The following is a 19,111-nucleotide window of genomic DNA, read 5'->3' on the forward strand; positions in this document are numbered from 1 at the left end:
TCGGCCATTGAGCCGCGCGGTCGCCTAGCCTATTGCCGCGTAATGGCTGTCCATTTCCATGAAGAAGATTTGCCGGCGGGCGTGCTCGGCCCCGGCCCTGTCGCCGTCGATACGGAAACCATGGGGCTTCACCCCGGACGCGACCGGCTGTGCCTCGTCCAGATTTCCGACGGCAGCGGCGACGAGCATCTCGTGCGGTTCAAGCCGGGCAGCGATTTCGCAGCGCCCAATCTGAAGGCGGTGCTGACCGACCCCGATCGGCTGAAGCTCTATCATTTCGCGCGCTTCGACCTCGCCTCGATCGCGGCCTATATCGGCGTGATGGCGGCCCCGGTCTATTGCACCAAGACGGCGTCGCGGCTGGTGCGCACCTATACCGACCGCCACGGGCTGAAGGAGCTGGTCCGCGAACTTCTGGGCCAGGATATTTCGAAGCAGCAGCAATCGTCCGACTGGGGCGGGCCGGAGCTGAGCGACGCGCAGAAGGATTATGCGGCGTCCGACGTGCGCTTTCTCCACGCGCTGCGCGAGGAGCTGGACCGGCGTCTCGCCCGCGAAGGCCGCACCGGGCTGGCGCAAGCCTGCTTCGACTTCCTGCCGCACCGTGCGGCGCTCGATCTCGCCGGCTGGCCCGAGATCGACATTTTCGCGCATGTCTGACCCCAGCCATGTCTGACGCTGCCGCCCGTCAGCGCTCGTCGCGCCAGCACTGGGCGGCACCGGGCAGCCGGCATGACGGGGTGATTCGCATCCTGCGCGTCGTGCTGCCGATCGCGATCGGGATGCTGACCGCCTTTCTTGCGATCGCGCCGCTGACCACGGGCAAGGATCTGAGCTTCGTGCTCGACAAGGGGAAAGTCGCCGTCGCGTCGGAACGCCTGCGCGTCACCTCGGCCAGCTATCGCGGGCAGGACAGCAAGGGCCAGGCCTTCGTCCTGCGCGCCGGATCCGCCGTCCAGCACAGCTCGGCCGACCCCGTCGTCCGGCTCAACAGCGTGACCGCGCGGCTGGGGCTGCCCGAGGGGCCGGCGGTGATCGCGGCGAATCAGGGCCGTTATAATATGGACGACGAGAAGATGGCGATCGACGGGCCCGTCCTCTTCCGGTCCGCCGACGGCTACCGGCTGCACACCAGCGACGTCGACATCGACCTCAAGACGCGCAAGCTCGCCAGCCGCGGCACAGCCGAAGGCGACATGCCGCTGGGCACCTTCAGCGGCGACCGGATGACCGCCGACCTCAACCAGCGGATCGTGACGCTCGAAGGCGGCGCGCGCTTGCATATCGTGCAGGGGGCCGCCAAGGGGAAATGATGAAGCACGGCGCCCTGCTGCTCTCCGTCGCGATGATCGCGCTTGCCGGCCCCGCCCTTGGCCAGGCGGGCAAGAAGCACGACACCAACGCGCCCGTCGACGTCGAGGCCGACCGGATCGAGGTGCAGGATCGCGCCGATCGCGCGATCTTCTCGGGCAACGTCAAGGTCAAGCAGCAGGATATGACGCTCGATTCGCAGCGCCTGACCGTGGCCTATGCCGGCAACGCGTCGAGCGGCGACAATATCAAGATCCAGCGCATGGACGCATCGGGCAATGTCGTGGTGCACAATGGCGACCAGACGGCGCGGGGCGATTTCGCCATCTACGATCTCAACAAGCGCCAGATCACGATGCTGGGCAATGTCCGGCTCGATCAGGGGCAGAATCACGTGCAGGGCGCGCGGCTGATCTACGATCTGGACAATGGCCGCGCGGTCGTGGACGGATCGGCAGTCGGCGGCTCCAATATCGAGAACAGCCGCGGCGGACGGGTGACCGGCCGCTTCGTCGCGCCTGATCGCCAGAACGACCAGAGCAAGTCGCCTGCCCCTACGCCTTCGGCAAGCCCCAAGCCCTAAGCCTTCCGTCCCGACGCAGGCGGCGCTTGCCGCCATGCACGAATCTTGCCAAAATCGAATCCGTTAACGCGCCCGTAACCCGCGCGTGCGAGCAGCCGGAGCCAGGATGAACGATATCGCCACTTTCGATCCGCCGATCGGCCCCGACGCCGTGCCTGCGGTGACGGACGGGCTGGCCGTCGTTTCGATCGCCAAGGCCTATGACAAGCGCGTAGTGCTGTCCGACGTATCGCTGTCGGTCGGACGCGGCGAGGTGGTGGGCCTGCTCGGCCCCAACGGCGCGGGCAAGACGACCTGCTTCTATTCGGTGATGGGGCTGGTGAAGCCCGATTCGGGCCGCATCATGCTCGACGGCGAGGATATCACCGGCCTGCCCATGTATCGCCGCGCGATCCTGGGCCTCGGCTATCTGCCGCAGGAAACATCGATCTTCCGCGGACTGACCGTGGCGCAGAACATATCGGCCGTGCTCGAGATGGCCGAGCCCGACCGCGCGGCGCGCGCGGAGCGGCTGGAGACGCTGCTCGACGAGTTCGGGCTGACGCGGCTGCGCGAATCGCCGGCAATGGCGCTGTCGGGCGGCGAACGGCGGCGCTGCGAGATTGCGCGCGCGCTGGCCGCCAACCCCTCGATCATGCTGCTCGACGAGCCCTTCGCGGGCATCGACCCGATCTCGATCGCCGACATTCGCGACCTCGTCCGCGACCTCAAGAAGCGCAATATCGGCGTGCTGATCACCGATCATAACGTCCGCGAGACGCTCGACATCGTCGATCGCGCCTGCATCATCTATGACGGCCGGGTGCTTTTCGCCGGCAGCCCGGAAGCGCTTGTCGCCGACGAGAATGTCCGTCGCCTCTACCTCGGCGAAAGTTTCGAATTGTAGCGCCGATGGCGATGGGGCCGCGCCTCGATCTGCGTCAGAGCCAGTCGCTGGTGATGACGCCGCAGCTCCAGCAGGCGATCAAGCTTCTGGCGCTGTCCAATCTTGAGATCGAAGCCTTCATCGCCGAGGAACTGGAGCGCAACCCGTTGCTCGAGGCGGGCGGGGAGGAGCGCGGCGACGCGCCTGCCGACGATGCCTATGAATCGGGCGACGACGCCCCCGACGGCTGGGCCGACGCACCCGAACCCGAAACTGCCGACCGACTGATCGCGCATGGCGACGGCGCGGCCGATTCGCCGCTCGACGTCGATTACAATGCCGAGACCTTCCACCACGACAGCGCGATCGACAGCATCGGCGATTCGGCACCCGGCATGGACGGCGCGCTTGGGCTGGCAGGCACGGGCGGCGGCGGGGACGGCGAGGCGGCGGATTTCGACAGCTTCGCGGCCGATGCGCCGTCGCTCCACGATCATCTGATCGCACAGGCGGGCGAGACGCTGTCGGGGCCCGAACTCGCGATCGCATCCTATCTGATCGATCAGATCGACGAGGCCGGCTATCTGGAAGCCGATCTGCTCGATCTCGCAGGCCGGCTCGGCGTGCCGCTGGCGATGGTCGAGCGCGTGCTGGCGACGATCCAGGGCTTCGATCCGGCGGGCGTCGGTGCGCGGACGCTGGGCGAGTGCCTGGCCATCCAAGCGCGCGAAGCCGATCGCTACGATCCCGCCATGGCGCGGCTGCTCGACAATCTCGACCTGCTGGCACAGGGGCGACTGAGCCAGCTCAAGCGCATGTGCGGCGTCGACGACGAGGACATGGCGGACATGATCCGCGAGCTGCGCGGCTATGATCCGAAGCCGGGGTTGCGCTTCGGCGGCGAACGCACGCAGGCCGTGACGCCCGATCTGTTCGTGGCGCGGCGCGGCGGGGGCTGGGCGATCGAGATCAATACCGCGACATTGCCCCGCCTGCTGGTCAACCGCGCTTATTATGTCGAGCTGCAGGGCGGATCGCACGACAAGACGTCCAAGGCGTGGCTGTCCGAAGCGCTGGCCAGCGCCAACTGGTTGATCAAGGCGCTCGACCAGCGCCAGCGCACAATCATCAAGGTGGCGAGCGAGATCGTGAAGCAGCAGGAAGCCTTTTTCCTGAAAGGCGTCGCGCATCTGCGCCCGCTGACGCTGCGCGCCGTTGCCGAGGCGATCGGGATGCACGAATCGACGGTGAGCCGCGTGACCAGCAACAAATATCTGAGCTGCGCGCGCGGGCTGTTCGAGCTCAAATATTTCTTCACCAGCGCGATCCAGTCGGCGGACGGCGGAGACGCGGTTTCGGCGGAAGCCGTCAAGAGCGCGATCCGCGCGCTGATCGCCGCCGAAGAACCCTCGGCGATCCTTTCCGACGATACGCTGGTCGATCTGCTGCGCGAAAAAGGCTTCGACATCGCGCGGCGTACCGTCGCCAAATATCGCGAGGCGATGGGGATAGGATCGTCAGTCCAGCGGCGACGGCAAAAGGCGATCGGGACGCGCGCCGCCTGAGCGACTGCTTTCCGACACGTTAACCAATTTGAAGGAGGATGTCCCGCATAGCCCCGGGCAACTGTCGGCTGCCCTTGGGAATTATCATGAAGATCCACCGCAACGCCTGCGTGTTCAGTCTCGGGCTGGCGCTCGCCGCCTGCGGAGGCGGTGGCACGAACTCCACGCCGACGCCTACTCCGGCGCCGACGCCTACGCCGACGCCCACTCCGACGCCGACGCCCACTCCGACGCCGACGCCCACTCCGACGCCGACGCCCACTCCGACGCCCACTCCGACGCCGACGCCCACTCCGACGCCGACGCCCACTCCGACGCCGACGCCCACTCCGACTCCGACGCCGACGCCCACTCCGACGCCGACGCCCACTCCGACGCCCACTCCGACAAATACGCGGCTCGATCCCTTGTCAGTGAGCGAGACCTTCTCGGTCAGTACGGGCAGGATCAGCGCTATTCAGGGCAGCGGCGGCGCGTTGACGGGGATCAGCTCTTCGTCCGCCGACTTCGGAGGCGGGGCAACGCTGAGCTATGATGCCGCGACTGGCGGATATACCGTCAACGACGGGTCATCGGGCATGAGCTTCCTGCCCGCGAGCAAGGACAGCGCCAACAGCAATGTCATCATCACGGTCTACAAGATCGACGGCAGCAGCGGACGGCAGGACCGGCTGGTGCTGTTCAATCCGGGCAGCGCCAACCTGCTGCTCTCGCTATCCTATGTGAGCTATGGCGCGTGGAGCACGACCAACTCGGTCTCCGGCGCGTTCGACCAGCGCTTTTTCGTCTATGGCATTCGTCAGGGCGTGAACCAGCCAAGCACCGGATCGGCCAGCTACACCACTTATGTCGACGGCCTGTGGGCAACGAACAACGGCGCCTACGCGCTCAGTGGAAATGCCAGTTTCACAGCCAATTTCAGCAATATGACCGTTGCCACCGACCTGAATCTCACGGGTACGCACGCGATCACCAGCCAGGTCAAATCGCTGGGCGTGTTCCGCGGCACGGGGACGATCGCGGCGCTTGGCGGCGGCTTCGGCGGCACCTTCGTCCATCAGGGCACCGATGCGGACGGCAATGTCTATAGCGGCAATTTCAACGGCGCCTTCTTCGGCCCGACGGGCAGCGAGATCGGCTATACCTTCCGCCTGACCGGCGCCAATGGCGTCGCGGTCGGCGCGGTCGTCGGCAAGGCGCAATAGACCCGAACACCGAGGATGATCCGCCCCCTCATCGCCGCTATCGCGCTGGTCGCGGCGACCGGGGCGGCAGCGCAGACGCCAGCAGCCCCGGCACCCGAGACGCAGCCCCGCCCCTGCCCCGACAAGGCGCATTGCGTCACGGGGCTGAACGCGGCCAACGTACTGGCGATCGCGCGGGCCTATGCAGATGCCGGCCGGATTTCCGACGCCGAGACGCTGCTCCGCGGGCTGACGCGCGATCCCGATGCCGATGCCCGCGCCGAGGCACGCTTCCGCCTTTCGCAGCTGCGCGAGGCGCAGGGCGACCGTTATGGCGCGATCGAGCTTCTGCGGGAGATTCTCGACGAAAAGCCCAGGGCGCAGCGCGTGCGGCTCGAGCTTGCCCGGCTGCTTGCCGCATCGGGCGACGAGGCGGGCGCGCGGCGCGAACTGCGGCGCGTGGGATCGGCAGGACTGCCCGAGGACGTAGCGCGCGCGGTCGACCAGTTCGCAGTCGCGTTGCGATCGAACAAGTCCTTCGGCGGCTCCTTCGAAATCGCGGTCGCGCCCGACAGCAACATCAACCGCGCGCCCGACCAGCAGACCGTCGACACGGTGATCGCCCCGCTCCAGCTCGACCGCGACGCGCGGGCGCGTTCGGGCGTCGGCGCATCGCTGTCAGGTCAGGCCTTTGCGCGAACTGACCTCACCGATCATGTCGGTCTGCTCGCGCGCGTTTCAGCCAGCGCCAACCTCTATGGCGCATCGCAGTTCAACGACGTGATCGCGACCGTGGCGACCGGACCCGAAATCCGCACCGGCCGCGCGCGCTGGCGGCCGGCGGTGGTGGCGAGCAAGCGCTGGTTCGGCGGCGACCTTTATTCGACCAGCTATGGCGCGACGCTCAACTATCTGAAACCGCTCGATCCGATGAGCCAGATCGAAGTCGAAGGCACCTTCCTCAAGAACCGATACCGCCAGATTTCGGCGCAAAACGGATCGCTCTACGACCTGAGCGTGGCCTATGACCGCGCGATCACGCCACGGCTGAGCACGCGCTTCGCGGTGCGTTTCGATCGACAGAGCGCCGAGGCGAAATCGCTGGCGACGACGAGCGGATCGGTGGAAATGCTCTTCGCGCGCGCGTTCGGGCGGCAATTGGTGTTCATGCAGGGCAGCGTGGGGATGCTCGGCGCCGACGCGCGGCTGCCGCTCTTCCCCAGGACGCGCAACGATGCGCGGTGGGACCTGACGGGCGGCGTCATCCTGCGCCAGTTCAGCTTCAAGGGATTGTCGCCGCTGATCCGCGTGACGCGATCGGTCAATGATTCGACCGTCGGCCTCTACGAGTTCAAGCGAACGCGCTTCGAATTCGCATTGTCGCGCGAGTTTTAGCCGACATCGTCCATGAACGGCGCGGCGACGTCCTTCGGGATGCGGAGGATGCGGCCTGTGGCGCGATCGATGATCGCCCAGGTCGAGCGCGCCCGGACGCGCAGCTTGCCGTCGCTGCCCGTGAAGGTGACGTGGCGATCGAAGCGCGCGCCACGCGGCCCCGCCTCGTCGACCCAGGTGCGCGCGGTTACCGTCTCGCCGGCCTTCACATTGCCGAGATAGTCGATCTCGTGGCGGACGACGACCCAGACATAGGCGTCGACATCCTGAGCACGCGCACGGGCGCGCCAGTGGCCGGTCGCCATATCCTGAATCCAGCGCACCCAGACCGCGTTGTTGACGTGGCCGAGCTCGTCGATGTCGGCGGGGACGGCGGTGATCGAGCTTTCGTACATAGTTGTCAGGGGAACATCACGTTTCGCCGTTGTAAAGCGACTAGCGGCGACGGAATTGCTTGGGATTCCGCGGATCGATCGCTATATGCTTTTCATGGCAACATCCCCTGAATCGAATAGTTACGGCGCCGAATCCATCAAGGTGCTGAAGGGCCTGGACGCGGTTCGCAAGCGCCCCGGCATGTATATCGGCGACACCGACGACGGATCGGGCCTGCACCACATGGTGTTCGAGGTTTCCGACAACGCGATCGACGAAGCGCTCGCCGGGCATTGCGACCTGATCCTGATCCAGCTCAATCCCGACGGATCGGTGTCGGTCGAGGACAATGGCCGCGGCATCCCGACCGGAATCCACCCCGAGGAAGGCGTGTCGGCGGCCGAGGTCATCATGACCCAGCTCCATGCCGGCGGCAAGTTCGAGAACACGTCCGACGACAATGCCTACAAGGTTTCCGGCGGCCTCCACGGCGTCGGCGTATCGGTGGTCAACGCGCTCAGCGACTTCCTCGACCTGACGATCTGGCGCGACGGCGAAGAGCATTACATGCGCTTCAAGCGCGGCGATGCCGTGGCGCCGCTGAAGGTCGTCGGCCCCGCGCCCGATGGCAAGCGCGGCACGCGTGTGACCTTCCTCCCCTCGGCCGAGACCTTCAAGATCACCGAGTTCGACTTCGAGAAGCTCGAGCATCGCTACCGCGAGCTCGCCTTCCTCAATTCGGGCGTGCGGCTGAAGCTGATCGACGCGCGCCACGAGGAACGCGTGGAGCATGAGCTGTTCTACGAAGGCGGCATCGCGGCCTTCGTCAAATATCTCGACCGCGCCAAGACGCCGCTCTTCCCCGATCCGATCACGGTGCACGGCCAGCGCGATTCGATCGGCATCGACGTCGCGCTCGAGTGGAACGACAGCTATTACGAGAATGTCCTCGCCTTCACCAACAACATCCCCCAGCGCGACGGCGGCACGCATATCGCGGCCTTCCGCGCGGCGCTGACCCGCACGCTCAACAATTATGCCGAGAAATCGGGGCTGTTGAAAAAGGAGAAGGTCAGCCTCACCGGCGAGGACATGCGCGAGGGGCTGACGGCGATCGTTTCGGTCAAGCTGCCCGACCCCAAGTTCAGCAGCCAGACCAAGGACAAGCTCGTCTCGTCCGAGGTGCGTCAGCCGCTGGAAGCGCTGATGGCCGACAAGATGGCCGAGTGGCTGGAGGAAAACCCCGCCCACGCCAAGGCGATCGTCGGCAAGATCATCGACGCCGCAGCCGCGCGCGAGGCAGCGCGCAAGGCGCGCGAACTGACGCGGCGCAAGGGCGTGATGGACATCGCCTCGCTGCCCGGCAAGCTCGCCGACTGCCAGGAGCGCGATCCCGCCAAGTCCGAACTCTTCCTCGTCGAGGGTGATTCGGCAGGCGGATCGGCCAAGCAGGGGCGCGACCGCCATTATCAGGCGATCCTGCCGCTGCGCGGCAAGATCCTGAACGTCGAGCGCGCGCGTTTCGACCGGATGCTGTCGTCGCGCGAGATCGGGACGCTGATCCAGGCGTTGGGCACCAGCATCGGCCGCGACGATTTCAACATCGAGAAGCTGCGCTACCACAAGGTCGTCATCATGACCGACGCCGACGTGGACGGTGCGCATATCCGCACGCTGCTGCTGACCTTCTTCTACCGCCAGATGCCCGAGCTGATCGCGAACGGCCATCTCTTCATCGCCCAGCCGCCGCTCTACAAGGCAGCGCGCGGCCGATCCGAAGTCTATCTCAAGGACGATGCGGCGCTGGACCAGTATCTGGTCGACGCGGGGCTGGGCGCGATGGTGCTCGACAGCCCCGAGGGGCAGCGCAGCGGCGACGATCTGCGCCTGCTGATCGATCATGCGCGGCGGATGCGCACGCTGATGCGCTACGTCCCGCGGCGCTATGACCCCGCGATCATCGAGGCGATGGCGCTGGCCGGGGCGCTGGCCCCCGACCTCGACCGCATCGCGCGCGAGACACTGATCGACCGCGTGGCGGGCTGGCTCGACGCCGGCGACCCCGAGGCGCGCTGGCAGGGCCGGCTGAGCGAGGAAGGCGGCTATCACCTCGAGCGCTTCTGGCGCGGGGTGACCGACCACCACATCGTCGAGGCGGCCTTCCTGGGATCGGCCGAGGCGCGCAAGCTCCATGCACTCGCCGCCGAGCAGACCGACGCCTATGTCCGCCCATCGCGGCTGATCCAGGCCAATCTGGCGGCGCGCGCGAGCGACGACGAGGACGCAGCGGTCGATCCGCGCGGCACGCAGGTAACGCGGCCGAGCGAACTGCTCGACGCCATCCTGACGGCGGGGCGCAAGGGACTGTCGATCTCGCGCTACAAGGGTCTGGGCGAGATGAATGCCGAGCAGCTGTGGGAAACCACGCTCGATCCGCAGAACCGATCGATGCTGCGCGTCGAGATCACGCAGGCCAACGTCGCCGACGAGATCTTCACCCAGCTGATGGGCGACGTGGTGGAGCCGCGCCGCGACTTCATCCAGGAAAATGCGCTGAACGTCGCCAATCTCGACGTTTGATGCATGGCGGCCCCGGTTCCCGCAAGGCGGGACCGGGCGCCTGCCTGCCGCTCCCTAAAGCAGAACGCCCAGCGAGCGCCAGGCGGGGATGCGGTGGGCGAGGAATTCGGATGCTTCGGCCAGGAGCTGGCGGTGCATCGCTTCGCCTTCGAGCGGCTTTCCCGCGTGGTGGAGCCTGCGGTCGAGCGCCGCGAGGCGCGTGGCGACGCCTTCGGCCAGCATCGAGCCGTCGGCCTGTCGATCAGCCGCAAACCAGCTGTCGAGGAGCATCAGATCGACGTCGGTGATCGCGATCGCCGAGCCGATCGCGGCGGCAGCGATATTGCCATAGGGCAGGCCTTTCGACGCTTCGCGCGCGATCACGAAATTGAGGCGCTGCGCGGCCTCTGCCGATGCGGGGGCGGCGGCATCAGGCGCGAGCACCTGCGCGTGGAGGAGCAGCAACAGCAGCTGGCGGGCATTGGCCACGCCTTGCCGGGCGACGCCGGGCAGCGCGACGAGCTGCTCGACGGGGCATGGGCCGGCGCGGAGCGCGTCGACAATCTCGGCATAGGCCGGGGCTTGCAGGGCGACCTCGCCGAACGCGGCTTCGAACCTGAGCGTGCTGCCGGGTGCGGGCGGCGCGAGGAGGCGGACGCGCATCGGCGGCGGGGTGCCGGTCGTCGCAGGAGCGCCGGCCGGCGCGCGGCGGAAGATATCGCGCCGGAAGGCCTGGTTGATCACGACATCCTGCAGATCCTGCTGCAGCCCGCGATCGGGCTGGGCAGCGATCGTATCGCGCAGCGCGGCGGGCAACGGCCCGGGGAGCAGCGCCTCGGCAAACGTCGCGGTGCCGGCATGGGCGAGCCCGGCGCGCGCCAGATCGTCGGCGACGCTCGAATGCCAGAGCGGCTCCCACCCGTCGTGCAGATATTCCTGCACCAGATAGTTGCGACTGCGGTGGCGGATCGAATCGAGGCGGGGCTTGAGCGCGGGCAGGATCTTGAAGATCCCCGCGCCGCCGTCGTCCAGCCGATCGAACAGCGCGATCGATTCGTCGATCGCTTCCGGCCCCGTCTTCGCGCCCGCATCCCTCAAGCGGCGGGCGATATGCTGGAAGGGCATCGAGCCGAGCCAGCCGGGCTGGGCATTGTAGCTAGCATAGACGAGGCCGCCGGGGCGGACGGCGTGGCGCAGGCATTCGACCACCGCCGCGCGCACCGGAGGCGCCACCCAACTGTAGACGCCGTGCATCGCGACATAGTCGAACTGGCCGAAATCTTCAGGCCAGCCAGTCGCGAGATCGACGAAATCGGCGGCGGCGAAGCGGACATTGGCGAGCCCCGCCGCATCGGCGATCCGCCGCGCATGATCGACATGATCGGGCAGGAAATCGATGCCGACGAAGTCGATGCCCGGATTGGCGGCAGCTAGGAGGCAAAGCCCCATGCCCTGCCCGCAGCCAAGTTCAAGGAAGCGCGGCTGCCCCGACGCGTGCCGCTGCGGCTGCGCGCCGCCGGCCGCGCGCGCGCAGAGGTCGAGCCAGTCGGGGGCCATCTCGCGGCAGAAGCCGTAGGTATAGCCGACCGAGACATCATAACCACGCGACCAGTCGTTCATCGAAGGATCCCCGTCTTCGATTGCCTGCCTGCGCCCTTAGTGGGCGCCGCGCGATCGGACAATTTGAAAGCACGCGCCGCGCGGCGCAGGAACAAATGCCGCAGTGCGGCATTCTGCGATCGTTATGTTGCGTAGCTTATCTCCTTCGGCGCGGCGGGCCCACCGCGCCGAAAAACTGCGGGCCGAAGCCAGCAACTGCCTTGGCATCGCGGTGTCCAAGGCCGGCCAGGATGCGGCGGCGCTGATCGACGAGGCCGTGCGGCTTGCGCAGCGTGCCTGCGAGCTCAAGCAAAATATGGCGGGCTGAAGCGCTTCTATCTGGCGTCATCCAAAAGGAGGGCGCATGAGGCGGCAATGCCCAACGCCAATATCGTCGACCGCCCGACCTTCGTCACCCATCTCGAATGTTCCGCCACCGGCGAGACCTATGCCGCCGACACGCTTCACGGCCTGTCGCGCGCGGGCAAGCCGCTGCTCGTGCGCTATGATCTCGACGGCGTGCGCCGCGCGATCGACAAGGCGACGATCGCAGCGCGCGGCCCCGATCTGTGGAAATGGCGCGAGCTGCTGCCGGTGCGGCGGACCGAAAATGTCGTCAGCCTCGGCGAGGTCGCGACGCCGCTGATTCCCCTGCCCCGGCTGGGCGCGCGCCATGGCGCGGCGGCGCCCATCGTGAAGGACGAAGGGCGGCTGCCCACCGGATCGTTCAAGGCGCGCGGGCTGGTGATGGCCGTCAGCATGGCCAAGGAACTGGGCGTCGGGCGCATCGCGATGCCGACCAACGGCAATGCCGGCGCGGCGCTGGCCGCCTATGGCGCGGCGGCGGGGATCGAATCCTATGTCTTCTGCCCCGAGGACACGCCCGAGGTGAACGTCCGCGAGATCTCGCTGCAAGGGGCGAAGGTGTGGCGCGTCAACGGGCTGATCGGCGATTGCGGCAAGATCGTCGGCGAGGGGAAGGAGCCGATGGGCTGGTTCGACCTCTCGACGCTCAAGGAGCCTTACCGGATCGAGGGCAAGAAGACGATGGGGCTGGAGCTGGCCGAACAGCTCGGCTGGCAGATGCCCGACGTGATCTTCTACCCGACGGGCGGCGGCACCGGGCTGATCGGCATGTGGAAGGCGTTCGACGAGCTGGAGGCGCTGGGTTTCATCGGATCAGAGCGGCCGCGCATGGTGGCCGTGCAGGCGAGCGGCTGCGCGCCGATCGTCAATGCCTGGGAAGCCGGGACCGAGCATGCCGAGCCGATCGTGGGCGCCCATACCGTGGCCTCCGGCATCCGCGTGCCGGGGGCGATCGGCGATTTCCTGATCCTGCGCGCGGTGCGCGAATCGGGCGGCTTTGCGATCGCCGTCGACGACGACGCGATCATCGCCGCGCGCGACCGGATCGCGCGCGAGGACGGGCTGCTGCTCTGCCCCGAGGGCGCGGCGACGGCGGCGGCGTGGGAAGCGGCACTGGATCGCGGGCTGATCGACAGCCGCGACCGCGCGGTGCTGTTCAATTGTGCATCGGGCCTCAAATACCCGATGCCGCCCGCCGATGCGGCGATCGACCGGCATCAGCCGATCGACTGGAACGCCATCGCAAGCGCTTGATCAGAGCGCCAGAACGAGCACCGAGCCGCAAAGCAGAATAAGCCCGCCGAAGAAAATGCGATCGGCCCAGGGCTCGAACGCGCTGCCCTGCGGTTCTGCCCGAATCGCGAGGTAGGAGAAGACGCAGCTGAGGCTGAAGCAGACGGCCGCGCCCCATGCGATTTCGTCTGCGATGGTGGTCGACGCAATCTTCGCGACATTGAGCCCGGTGATGATGAGCAGCGAGATGCCCAGCAGATTCGATGCGGCGGGAAGGATATGATGATGCTTCTGCATATCCGCCTTCTCAGAGACGGGTGGTGCTGCCGGTGAGGATTGAACTCACGACCTCAGCCTTACCAAGGTGCTCTTTTACTTGCGCTAGACTATCCAAATCTACGATTTCAGCCATTTTTGCTTGACCAAACTTTGCTGGAATACGACACTCTGACCCATCAATTTATGCCGCTTGCTTCCGCCGTGCTTCCAGTTCGCGGACCTCGGCGGCAAGTCTGAGGTCGAGTTCCGGGAGTTCGTATGGCAAGAGCGCAGATACGCTTGACCAAGCGAGTGGTGGACAAGCTCGAGGCGGATGGCAAGGACCGCGTCTTGTGGGACGCCGATGTCCATGGATTCGGGCTGAGAATCTCGCCCGGCGGCGCGCTGACCTATGTTCTCCAATATCGTTTCGAGGGCCGGCAGCGCCGCTTCAAGATCGGCACCCATGGCTCTCCATGGACCCCGGAAGCGGCCCGGCTGGAAGCGCAAAGTCTATTGGGAAAAATCATAGACGGCGTCGACCCGCAGCAGGAGCGTATAAATGAACGTAAAGAACTCACGCTCGGCGAGCTTTGCGACGTCTATCTCGCGGAAGCACTGATAACCGCGAAAGAAAGCTCGATTCGGGCCGCGCGTAACAACATCGAGAACCACATCAAGCCACTCCTCGGCCCGCGCCGCGCGTCGAAGATCGTTCGCGCCGACGTCGAGCAGCTGCTGCGTGACATCGCGGCCGGAAAGACCGCGCGAAGCAGGAAAACCGGTCATCGCGGTCTATCGCGCGTGCGCGGTGGGAAAGGCGCGGCGAATCAGGCAGTTACGACCCTGAGCGCGGTCATGGGGTTTTCCGTGGTGCGAGGCGTGCGGCTCGACAACCCTGCGATCAGCGTCCGCAAGTTTCCGGGCAAGAAGATGGAGCGCTTCCTTTCACCGGCCGAACTCGCGAGGCTAGGCGAAGCGCTGTCGGCGGCAGCATCGCTCGGGGTGGAGAGTCCCTATGCGATCGCCGCGCTTCGGCTGCTGGTGCTGACCGGATGCCGGAAGGGCGAGATACTGACACTCAAGCGCAGCTATATCGATCCGTTCCACCGCTGCCTGCGGCTCCCGGACAGCAAGACGGGCGCGAAGATCGTGCATCTTGGAGCGCCGGCGATGAAGGTGATCGCGACGGTGCCGCAGGTCGTCGGCAACCCCTATCTGCTCCCAGGCAAGAAGGAGGGCACGCATGTGACCGACCTGCATTCCTGCTGGGCACGCATCCGCAAGACCGCGAGGCTCGAGGACGTCCGCATCCACGATCTGAGGCACAGCTTCGCCTCGATCGGCGCATCGACCGGCGACAGCATGCTGATCATCGGCGCCCTGCTCGGTCACAAGAGCGCCAAGACGACCGAGCGCTATACCCATCTGTCCGATCATCCGCTCAAATCCGCGGCGGACCGCATCTCCGACGAGATCGCGCAGCACCTCGACGACAGCTTCGCGGTTGCCGCAGCCAATGACATGGAAGACGAGGATCCGTTCATCGCCTTCTGGGCGACGCAATGCGAACAGGAAGCGCCGAAACCCGACCCGGTGCTTGGCGCGATCATCCGTACCCAGTGGCTCGATACGCGCGCTGCCGCGGCCCTGCTCGGTTTCACGGTGGGGACGATGCAAACCTATCGATGGATGGGCACTGGTCCGGCATTCCGAAAGATCGGGCGCCGGGTCGTCTATTCGGCGGAGGCGCTGACCGCGTGGCGTGATGCGCAGCAAGGCGTGCTGGCTGCGGCCGCCTGATCGCGGCGTAAATGCTCGCTCCATTGGGGCGACCTTGGGCCGATCGCTCGCGCCGCTGTAAGATTCGTGCGCCGGACGCGTCCTTCGATCCGGCTGGACTGAAGTCCGCCATCGAAGGAGACAGGACATGGCGAGCCACACCCACCATAGCGATCACCAAGGTGGCAGCGGCAACAAGTCGGGATGCTGCGGCGGCAAGGCGGACGCCGGCAAGGCCGAGCAGGCCCGTCCGCAAGACGCGCCGCCGGCAACCAGCGGCGGGTGCTGCGGATCGAAGCGCTGAGCAGACGCTCCGGCGGCGCGTGACGCGCGCTGCCGGAAGCGATAGCATCTCGGCCATGCCGATCGGCAACGAGCGTGGGCCGACGCACGACACCGGAGCTTTGCCTTGCAGACTGTGACGCTGGAGGCGCGCGGCCTCTTCGAAGTTCTGGATCATCTGGCGGTCGAAAGGCTGCTGATGCGGAATCCGGCGGTCAAGCGGGCAGAGGCCAGCCCCGGCTCCCAGAGCGTGACCATCGACTTCGATCCTGCGCGAACGACCGAGGCCGAGCTGCGCCGCACGATCATCGACTGCGGTTTCCATTGCCGCGGGCGCGTGCAGCCCACGCACCTCTGCGCGCCCCCAGCGGACGCGGACGCGCCGGTCAAACACGTTCATCACCATCCCTTACCCGCGGCACCGGCGATGCCCGGTACATCGGTGCAGCATGCAGTGGCGCACGACGCCATGGCGCACGAGATGGGCCACGGCGCGGGCATGGACATGGCGGAGATGGCGCGCGACATGCGCAACCGCTTCTTCGTCGCGCTTCTCTTCTCGCTGCCGATCTTCGCGCTCTCGCCGATGGGGATGGGCGAACCGCTGCTCAAGCCAATGTTCGGCCTGAGCCTCAACATGACGCTGTTCCTGCTCGCGAGCGCGGCGATCCTCTATCCGGCCTGGCCGTTCGCGGTCGCCGCGGTCCGCGCGCTGCGCAACGGCGTGCTCAACATGGCGGTGCTGGTGCTGTTGAGCGTCGGCACCGGCTATCTGTTCAGCGTCGGCGCGACCTTCCTGTTCGACGGCCAGCAATTCTACGAAGCCTCGGCGGTCCTGCTCGTGTTCATCCTGCTCGGCCATTGGCTCGAAATGCGCGCGCGTGCCGGCGCTTCGGCGGCGATCCGGGCGTTGATGGATCTCGCACCGCCGAAGGCGACGGTGCTGCGCGACGGCAAGGAGATCGAAGTGCCGACCGCCGAGGTGCAGCTCGGGGACGTGGTGCTGATCCGGCCGGGCGACAAGATCCCCGTCGACGGCGAGATCCTCGAAGGCACGTCGCAGGTCGATGAATCGATGCTGACGGGCGAGTCGATGCCAGTGTCGAAGAAGGTCGGCGACAGCGTCATCGGGGCGACGATCAACCGCAGCGGGAGCTTCCGTTACCGCGCGACCAAGATCGGCGCCGACACGGCGCTCGCGCAGATCGTCAAGCTGGTGCAGGAGGCGCAGAACTCGAAGGCGCCGGCGCAGCTGCTCGCCGACCGCGCCTCGCAATGGCTGGTGCTGGCCGCGATCCTGATCGGGCTCGCGACCTTCGCGATCTGGTACTGGATCGTCGGACAGACGCTGCTGTTCGCGCTCACCCTCACCATCACCGTGTTCGTGATCGCCTGCCCCGATGCGCTCGGGCTCGCCACGCCGATGGCGGTGATGGTGGGCACGGGTCTCGGCGCGATGCACGGCATATTGTTCAAGAATGCCGGCGCGCTCGAAGAGGCGACCAAGCTCGACGTTATCATCTTCGACAAGACCGGCACGCTGACCATGGGGCAGCCCAAGGTCGTCGAGCTCGTCGCGGCGCCGGGCTATACGGAGGACGAAGTACTGCGCGTCGCCGGCGCGATCGAGCGCAGTTCGGAGCATCCCCTAGCGCAGGCTGTCCTGGAGCGCACCGAGGGCATTACGCTCCCGGCGGCGACCGGCTTCGCCAATCGCGAGGGCCGGGGTGCGAGCGCCGAGGTCGAGGGCGCGACCGTGGTGGTGGGCAACCGCCTCGCGATGGACGAGGAGAAGGTCGCGCTCGGCGCGCTCGAAGCGGCCGCGGAACAACTCAAGGGCGCCGGCCGCACAGTCGTCCATGTCGCGCGCGGCGGCGAGATCCTCGGCCTGATCGCCATCGCCGACGCGCCCCGGCCGAGCGCGAGGGCCACCGTCGCGGCGCTCCGCGAGCGCGGCGTCAAGGTCGCCATGCTCACCGGCGACAATGAAGGCACCGCCAGGCGTATCGCGCAGGAACTCGGGGTCGAGATCGTGCTGGCCGACGTGCTGCCGGGCGACAAGGCCGGCAAGGTGAAGGAACTCCAGGCACAGGGCCAGCGCGTCGGCATGGTCGGCGACGGCGTCAACGACGCGCCCGCGCTGACCCAGGCCGATGTCGGCTTCGCAATCGGCGCCGGCACCGACGTCGCGATCGAAAGCGCCGACGTGGTGCTGATGCGGAGCGATCCGCTCGACGTCGTGGGCGCGCTTGCGCTGTCGCGGGCAACGCTGCGCAAGATGCACCAGAATCTATGGTGGGCGGTCGCCTACAACATCATCGCCTTTCCGCTCGCCGCCGGGGTGCTCTATCCGATGCTGCTCAGCCCCGAGATTGCGGCGCTGGCGATGTCGGGCAGCTCGGCGCTGGTCGCGATCAACGCGCTGATGCTCAAGCGTACCCGGCTCACGGGCATCGCCCCGGAGGAGGCGGAACTCCCGGCCGCCGCCGCCGCATGAAGCCCGGATTGCCGTCCGCGGCATTCGCGGCGCTGCTGCTCGCTGCGTTCTGCGTGTCGCTCGCCTATGGCATCGCGCTGCCGGTATTGCCGTTTCTGCTGGAGCTTCGGCTCGGCGCCGGCGCGGACGTGGCCTGGCATACCGGCCTCCTGACCGGCACTTATACGCTCGCCCTGTTCCTGTTCGCGCCCTTATGGGGCCGCCTGTCGGACCGTCGGCGACGGCGGCGCGGCGTCATCCTGGCGGGAATGGCCGGATTCACGCTCAGCCTGCTCTTGTTCGCCTTTGTCGACAGCCTGGTCGCGCTCTATCTCGGCCGGTTCCTGACCGGAGGGTTCTCCGCGGCGGTCATCCCGGTGTCGATGGCGCTGATCGGCGACTGGGCGCCAGACGAGAATTGGCGGGCGCGGCGTTTCGCCTGGCTGTCGATCGCGGGCGTGGGCGGGTTCCTGGTGGGCCCGATGGTCGGCGGTTTCGTCGCCGGAATGTGGCGCGAGGGCATGCCATTGTCGGGCGCGCCCTTCCTCACCTCTGCCGCGGCGGGCGCGGTCGGCACGCTCGCGCTCTGGCTGACGCTGCCCCGCCGCGCGCCGACGTCCAAGGCGGCGGCCGGCCCGATCGCCCATATGGGCACACGGCTGGTCCCGCGATTGCTGGCGCTCTCCGGGATCGTCGCGGCCGGGATCGGCATCTTCGAGGTCGCGCTCGCCTTGCGCGCGCAGCAGGCTCTCGGCCTCAGCCCCGCCGAGATCGGCCTGATGTTCACCGAGTGCAGCCTGGTGATGGTCGTGGCGCAGGCCCTGGTGTTCAATCCCTGGTTCCCGGCGCGCGCCACGCGTTGGCTGCTGGCACCGGCCTTTGCCGCGCTTGCCGGCGCGCTCGCGCTCGCGCCCTGGGTGGAAACGCCGGCCCGGCTCTATCTCGCCGTCGGGCTGGTCGCGGCCGGCGCCGGTATCCTGTCACCGATCCTGGCGCTTTGGGTGTCGCTTGCCGCGGGCAAGGCGCAGGGGGGTGCGCTCGGCCGCCAGACCGCTGCGGCGAGCCTCGGCCAGGCCATTGGGTCGGCGCTCGGCGGGCTGTTGTTCGGACTCGAACCGCGGTTGCCGGGATTGCCGTTCCTCGCCGCGGCGGCTGCCGCGCTTGTCGGGCTCGCGCTGGCGCTCCGCCTTCCCGGCCAGCTCGCGCCGCTCGCGGCGCGCGCAGCGGGCGCGGACGCGCCGCAACGATAAGCACACGGCCAGTGTAAGGACGGCGGGG

18 protein-coding genes are annotated in these 19,111 nt (G+C 67.2%); 15 read left to right on the forward strand and 3 right to left on the reverse strand.

The annotated features are described in order from the left end of the window. Positions 1-42: 42 nt before the first annotated feature. The 8 genes from AC3WT0_RS08195 (at position 43) to AC3WT0_RS08230 (ending at position 6,903) form a co-directional block, all read left to right on the forward strand. On the forward strand, positions 43-660 hold the full coding sequence (locus tag AC3WT0_RS08195) for a ribonuclease D (RefSeq protein ID WP_492753001.1): 618 nt from the start codon (positions 43-45) through the stop codon (positions 658-660). 8 nt (positions 661-668) lie between these two features. Next, positions 669-1,313, forward strand: coding sequence for an LPS export ABC transporter periplasmic protein LptC (gene lptC, locus AC3WT0_RS08200; RefSeq protein WP_492753002.1), 645 nt, complete (start codon positions 669-671; stop codon positions 1,311-1,313). Then, positions 1,313-1,894, forward strand: coding sequence for a lipopolysaccharide transport periplasmic protein LptA (gene lptA, locus AC3WT0_RS08205; RefSeq protein WP_492753005.1), 582 nt, complete (start codon positions 1,313-1,315; stop codon positions 1,892-1,894). Before lptC ends, lptA begins: the two co-directional genes overlap by 1 nt. Positions 1,895-2,000: 106 nt before the next feature. Continuing rightward, positions 2,001-2,780: an LPS export ABC transporter ATP-binding protein gene (gene lptB, locus AC3WT0_RS08210; protein WP_492753006.1), complete on the forward strand. Its 780-nt coding sequence runs from the start codon at positions 2,001-2,003 to the stop codon at positions 2,778-2,780. A 5-nt stretch (positions 2,781-2,785) separates the two neighbouring features. Beyond that, positions 2,786-4,324 carry an RNA polymerase factor sigma-54 gene (gene rpoN / locus AC3WT0_RS08215; RefSeq protein WP_492753007.1) on the forward strand — a complete coding sequence of 513 codons (1,539 nt, stop codon included), beginning with the start codon at positions 2,786-2,788 and terminating at the stop codon, positions 4,322-4,324. 28 nt (positions 4,325-4,352) lie between these two features. Further along, positions 4,353-4,859 (forward strand): hypothetical protein, encoded by a 507-nt coding sequence (locus AC3WT0_RS08220; protein WP_492753010.1) that lies wholly within the window; start codon positions 4,353-4,355, stop codon positions 4,857-4,859. Between the two features lie 43 nt (positions 4,860-4,902). Next, positions 4,903-5,529 carry a HupA family protein gene (locus AC3WT0_RS08225; RefSeq protein ID WP_492753012.1) on the forward strand — a complete coding sequence of 209 codons (627 nt, stop codon included), beginning with the start codon at positions 4,903-4,905 and terminating at the stop codon, positions 5,527-5,529. 15 nt (positions 5,530-5,544) lie between these two features. After that, positions 5,545-6,903: a surface lipoprotein assembly modifier gene (locus tag AC3WT0_RS08230; protein ID WP_492753014.1), complete on the forward strand. Its 1,359-nt coding sequence runs from the start codon at positions 5,545-5,547 to the stop codon at positions 6,901-6,903. On the opposite strand, the gene AC3WT0_RS08235 is transcribed toward AC3WT0_RS08230, so the two are convergent. Then, positions 6,900-7,298: an acyl-CoA thioesterase gene (locus AC3WT0_RS08235; protein WP_492753016.1), complete on the reverse strand. Its 399-nt coding sequence runs from the start codon at positions 7,296-7,298 to the stop codon at positions 6,900-6,902. The genes AC3WT0_RS08230 and AC3WT0_RS08235 overlap by 4 nt on opposite strands. A 94-nt stretch (positions 7,299-7,392) precedes the next feature. Between AC3WT0_RS08235 and gyrB the strand changes: the two genes are divergently transcribed. Continuing rightward, positions 7,393-9,858 carry a DNA topoisomerase (ATP-hydrolyzing) subunit B gene (gene gyrB, locus AC3WT0_RS08240; RefSeq protein WP_492753153.1) on the forward strand — a complete coding sequence of 822 codons (2,466 nt, stop codon included), beginning with the start codon at positions 7,393-7,395 and terminating at the stop codon, positions 9,856-9,858. A gap of 54 nt (positions 9,859-9,912) precedes the next feature. Here gyrB and AC3WT0_RS08245 read toward each other — a convergent pair whose 3' ends face one another. Then, positions 9,913-11,457 carry a methyltransferase regulatory domain-containing protein gene (locus tag AC3WT0_RS08245; RefSeq protein ID WP_492753019.1) on the reverse strand — a complete coding sequence of 515 codons (1,545 nt, stop codon included), beginning with the start codon at positions 11,455-11,457 and terminating at the stop codon, positions 9,913-9,915. Positions 11,458-11,560: 103 nt separating this feature from the next. On the opposite strand from AC3WT0_RS08245, the gene AC3WT0_RS08250 reads away from it, so the two are divergent. Both AC3WT0_RS08250 and AC3WT0_RS08255 read left to right on the forward strand, forming a co-directional pair. Continuing rightward, a complete protein-coding gene (locus AC3WT0_RS08250) occupies positions 11,561-11,764 on the forward strand; it encodes a hypothetical protein (protein WP_492753021.1) in 204 nt (67 codons plus the stop codon). 47 nt (positions 11,765-11,811) lie between these two features. Then, positions 11,812-13,056 carry a threonine synthase gene (locus AC3WT0_RS08255; RefSeq protein WP_492753023.1) on the forward strand — a complete coding sequence of 415 codons (1,245 nt, stop codon included), beginning with the start codon at positions 11,812-11,814 and terminating at the stop codon, positions 13,054-13,056. Here AC3WT0_RS08255 and AC3WT0_RS08260 read toward each other — a convergent pair whose 3' ends face one another. Next, positions 13,057-13,332, reverse strand: a complete 276-nt coding sequence (locus AC3WT0_RS08260) for a hypothetical protein (protein ID WP_492753026.1) — start codon at positions 13,330-13,332, stop codon at positions 13,057-13,059. 261 nt (positions 13,333-13,593) lie between these two features. Between AC3WT0_RS08260 and AC3WT0_RS08265 the strand changes: the two genes are divergently transcribed. The 4 genes from AC3WT0_RS08265 to AC3WT0_RS08280 all read left to right on the forward strand — a co-directional run bounded on the left by AC3WT0_RS08265 (position 13,594) and on the right by AC3WT0_RS08280 (position 19,083). Further along, the gene (locus AC3WT0_RS08265) at positions 13,594-15,096 is read left to right on the forward strand and encodes a tyrosine-type recombinase/integrase (RefSeq protein WP_492753028.1); all 1,503 of its coding nucleotides are present in this window, start codon (positions 13,594-13,596) and stop codon (positions 15,094-15,096) included. A 127-nt stretch (positions 15,097-15,223) separates the two neighbouring features. Further along, positions 15,224-15,379: a hypothetical protein gene (locus AC3WT0_RS08270; RefSeq protein WP_492753030.1), complete on the forward strand. Its 156-nt coding sequence runs from the start codon at positions 15,224-15,226 to the stop codon at positions 15,377-15,379. Between the two features lie 114 nt (positions 15,380-15,493). Further along, a complete protein-coding gene (locus AC3WT0_RS08275) occupies positions 15,494-17,854 on the forward strand; it encodes a heavy metal translocating P-type ATPase (RefSeq protein ID WP_492753154.1) in 2,361 nt (786 codons plus the stop codon). Further along, positions 17,851-19,083, forward strand: coding sequence for an MFS transporter (locus AC3WT0_RS08280; protein WP_492753033.1), 1,233 nt, complete (start codon positions 17,851-17,853; stop codon positions 19,081-19,083). Before AC3WT0_RS08275 ends, AC3WT0_RS08280 begins: the two co-directional genes overlap by 4 nt. Positions 19,084-19,111: the final 28 nt, after the last annotated feature.

It is taken from the genome of Sphingomonas sp. EU05-FHT14C10, assembly GCF_058790595.1.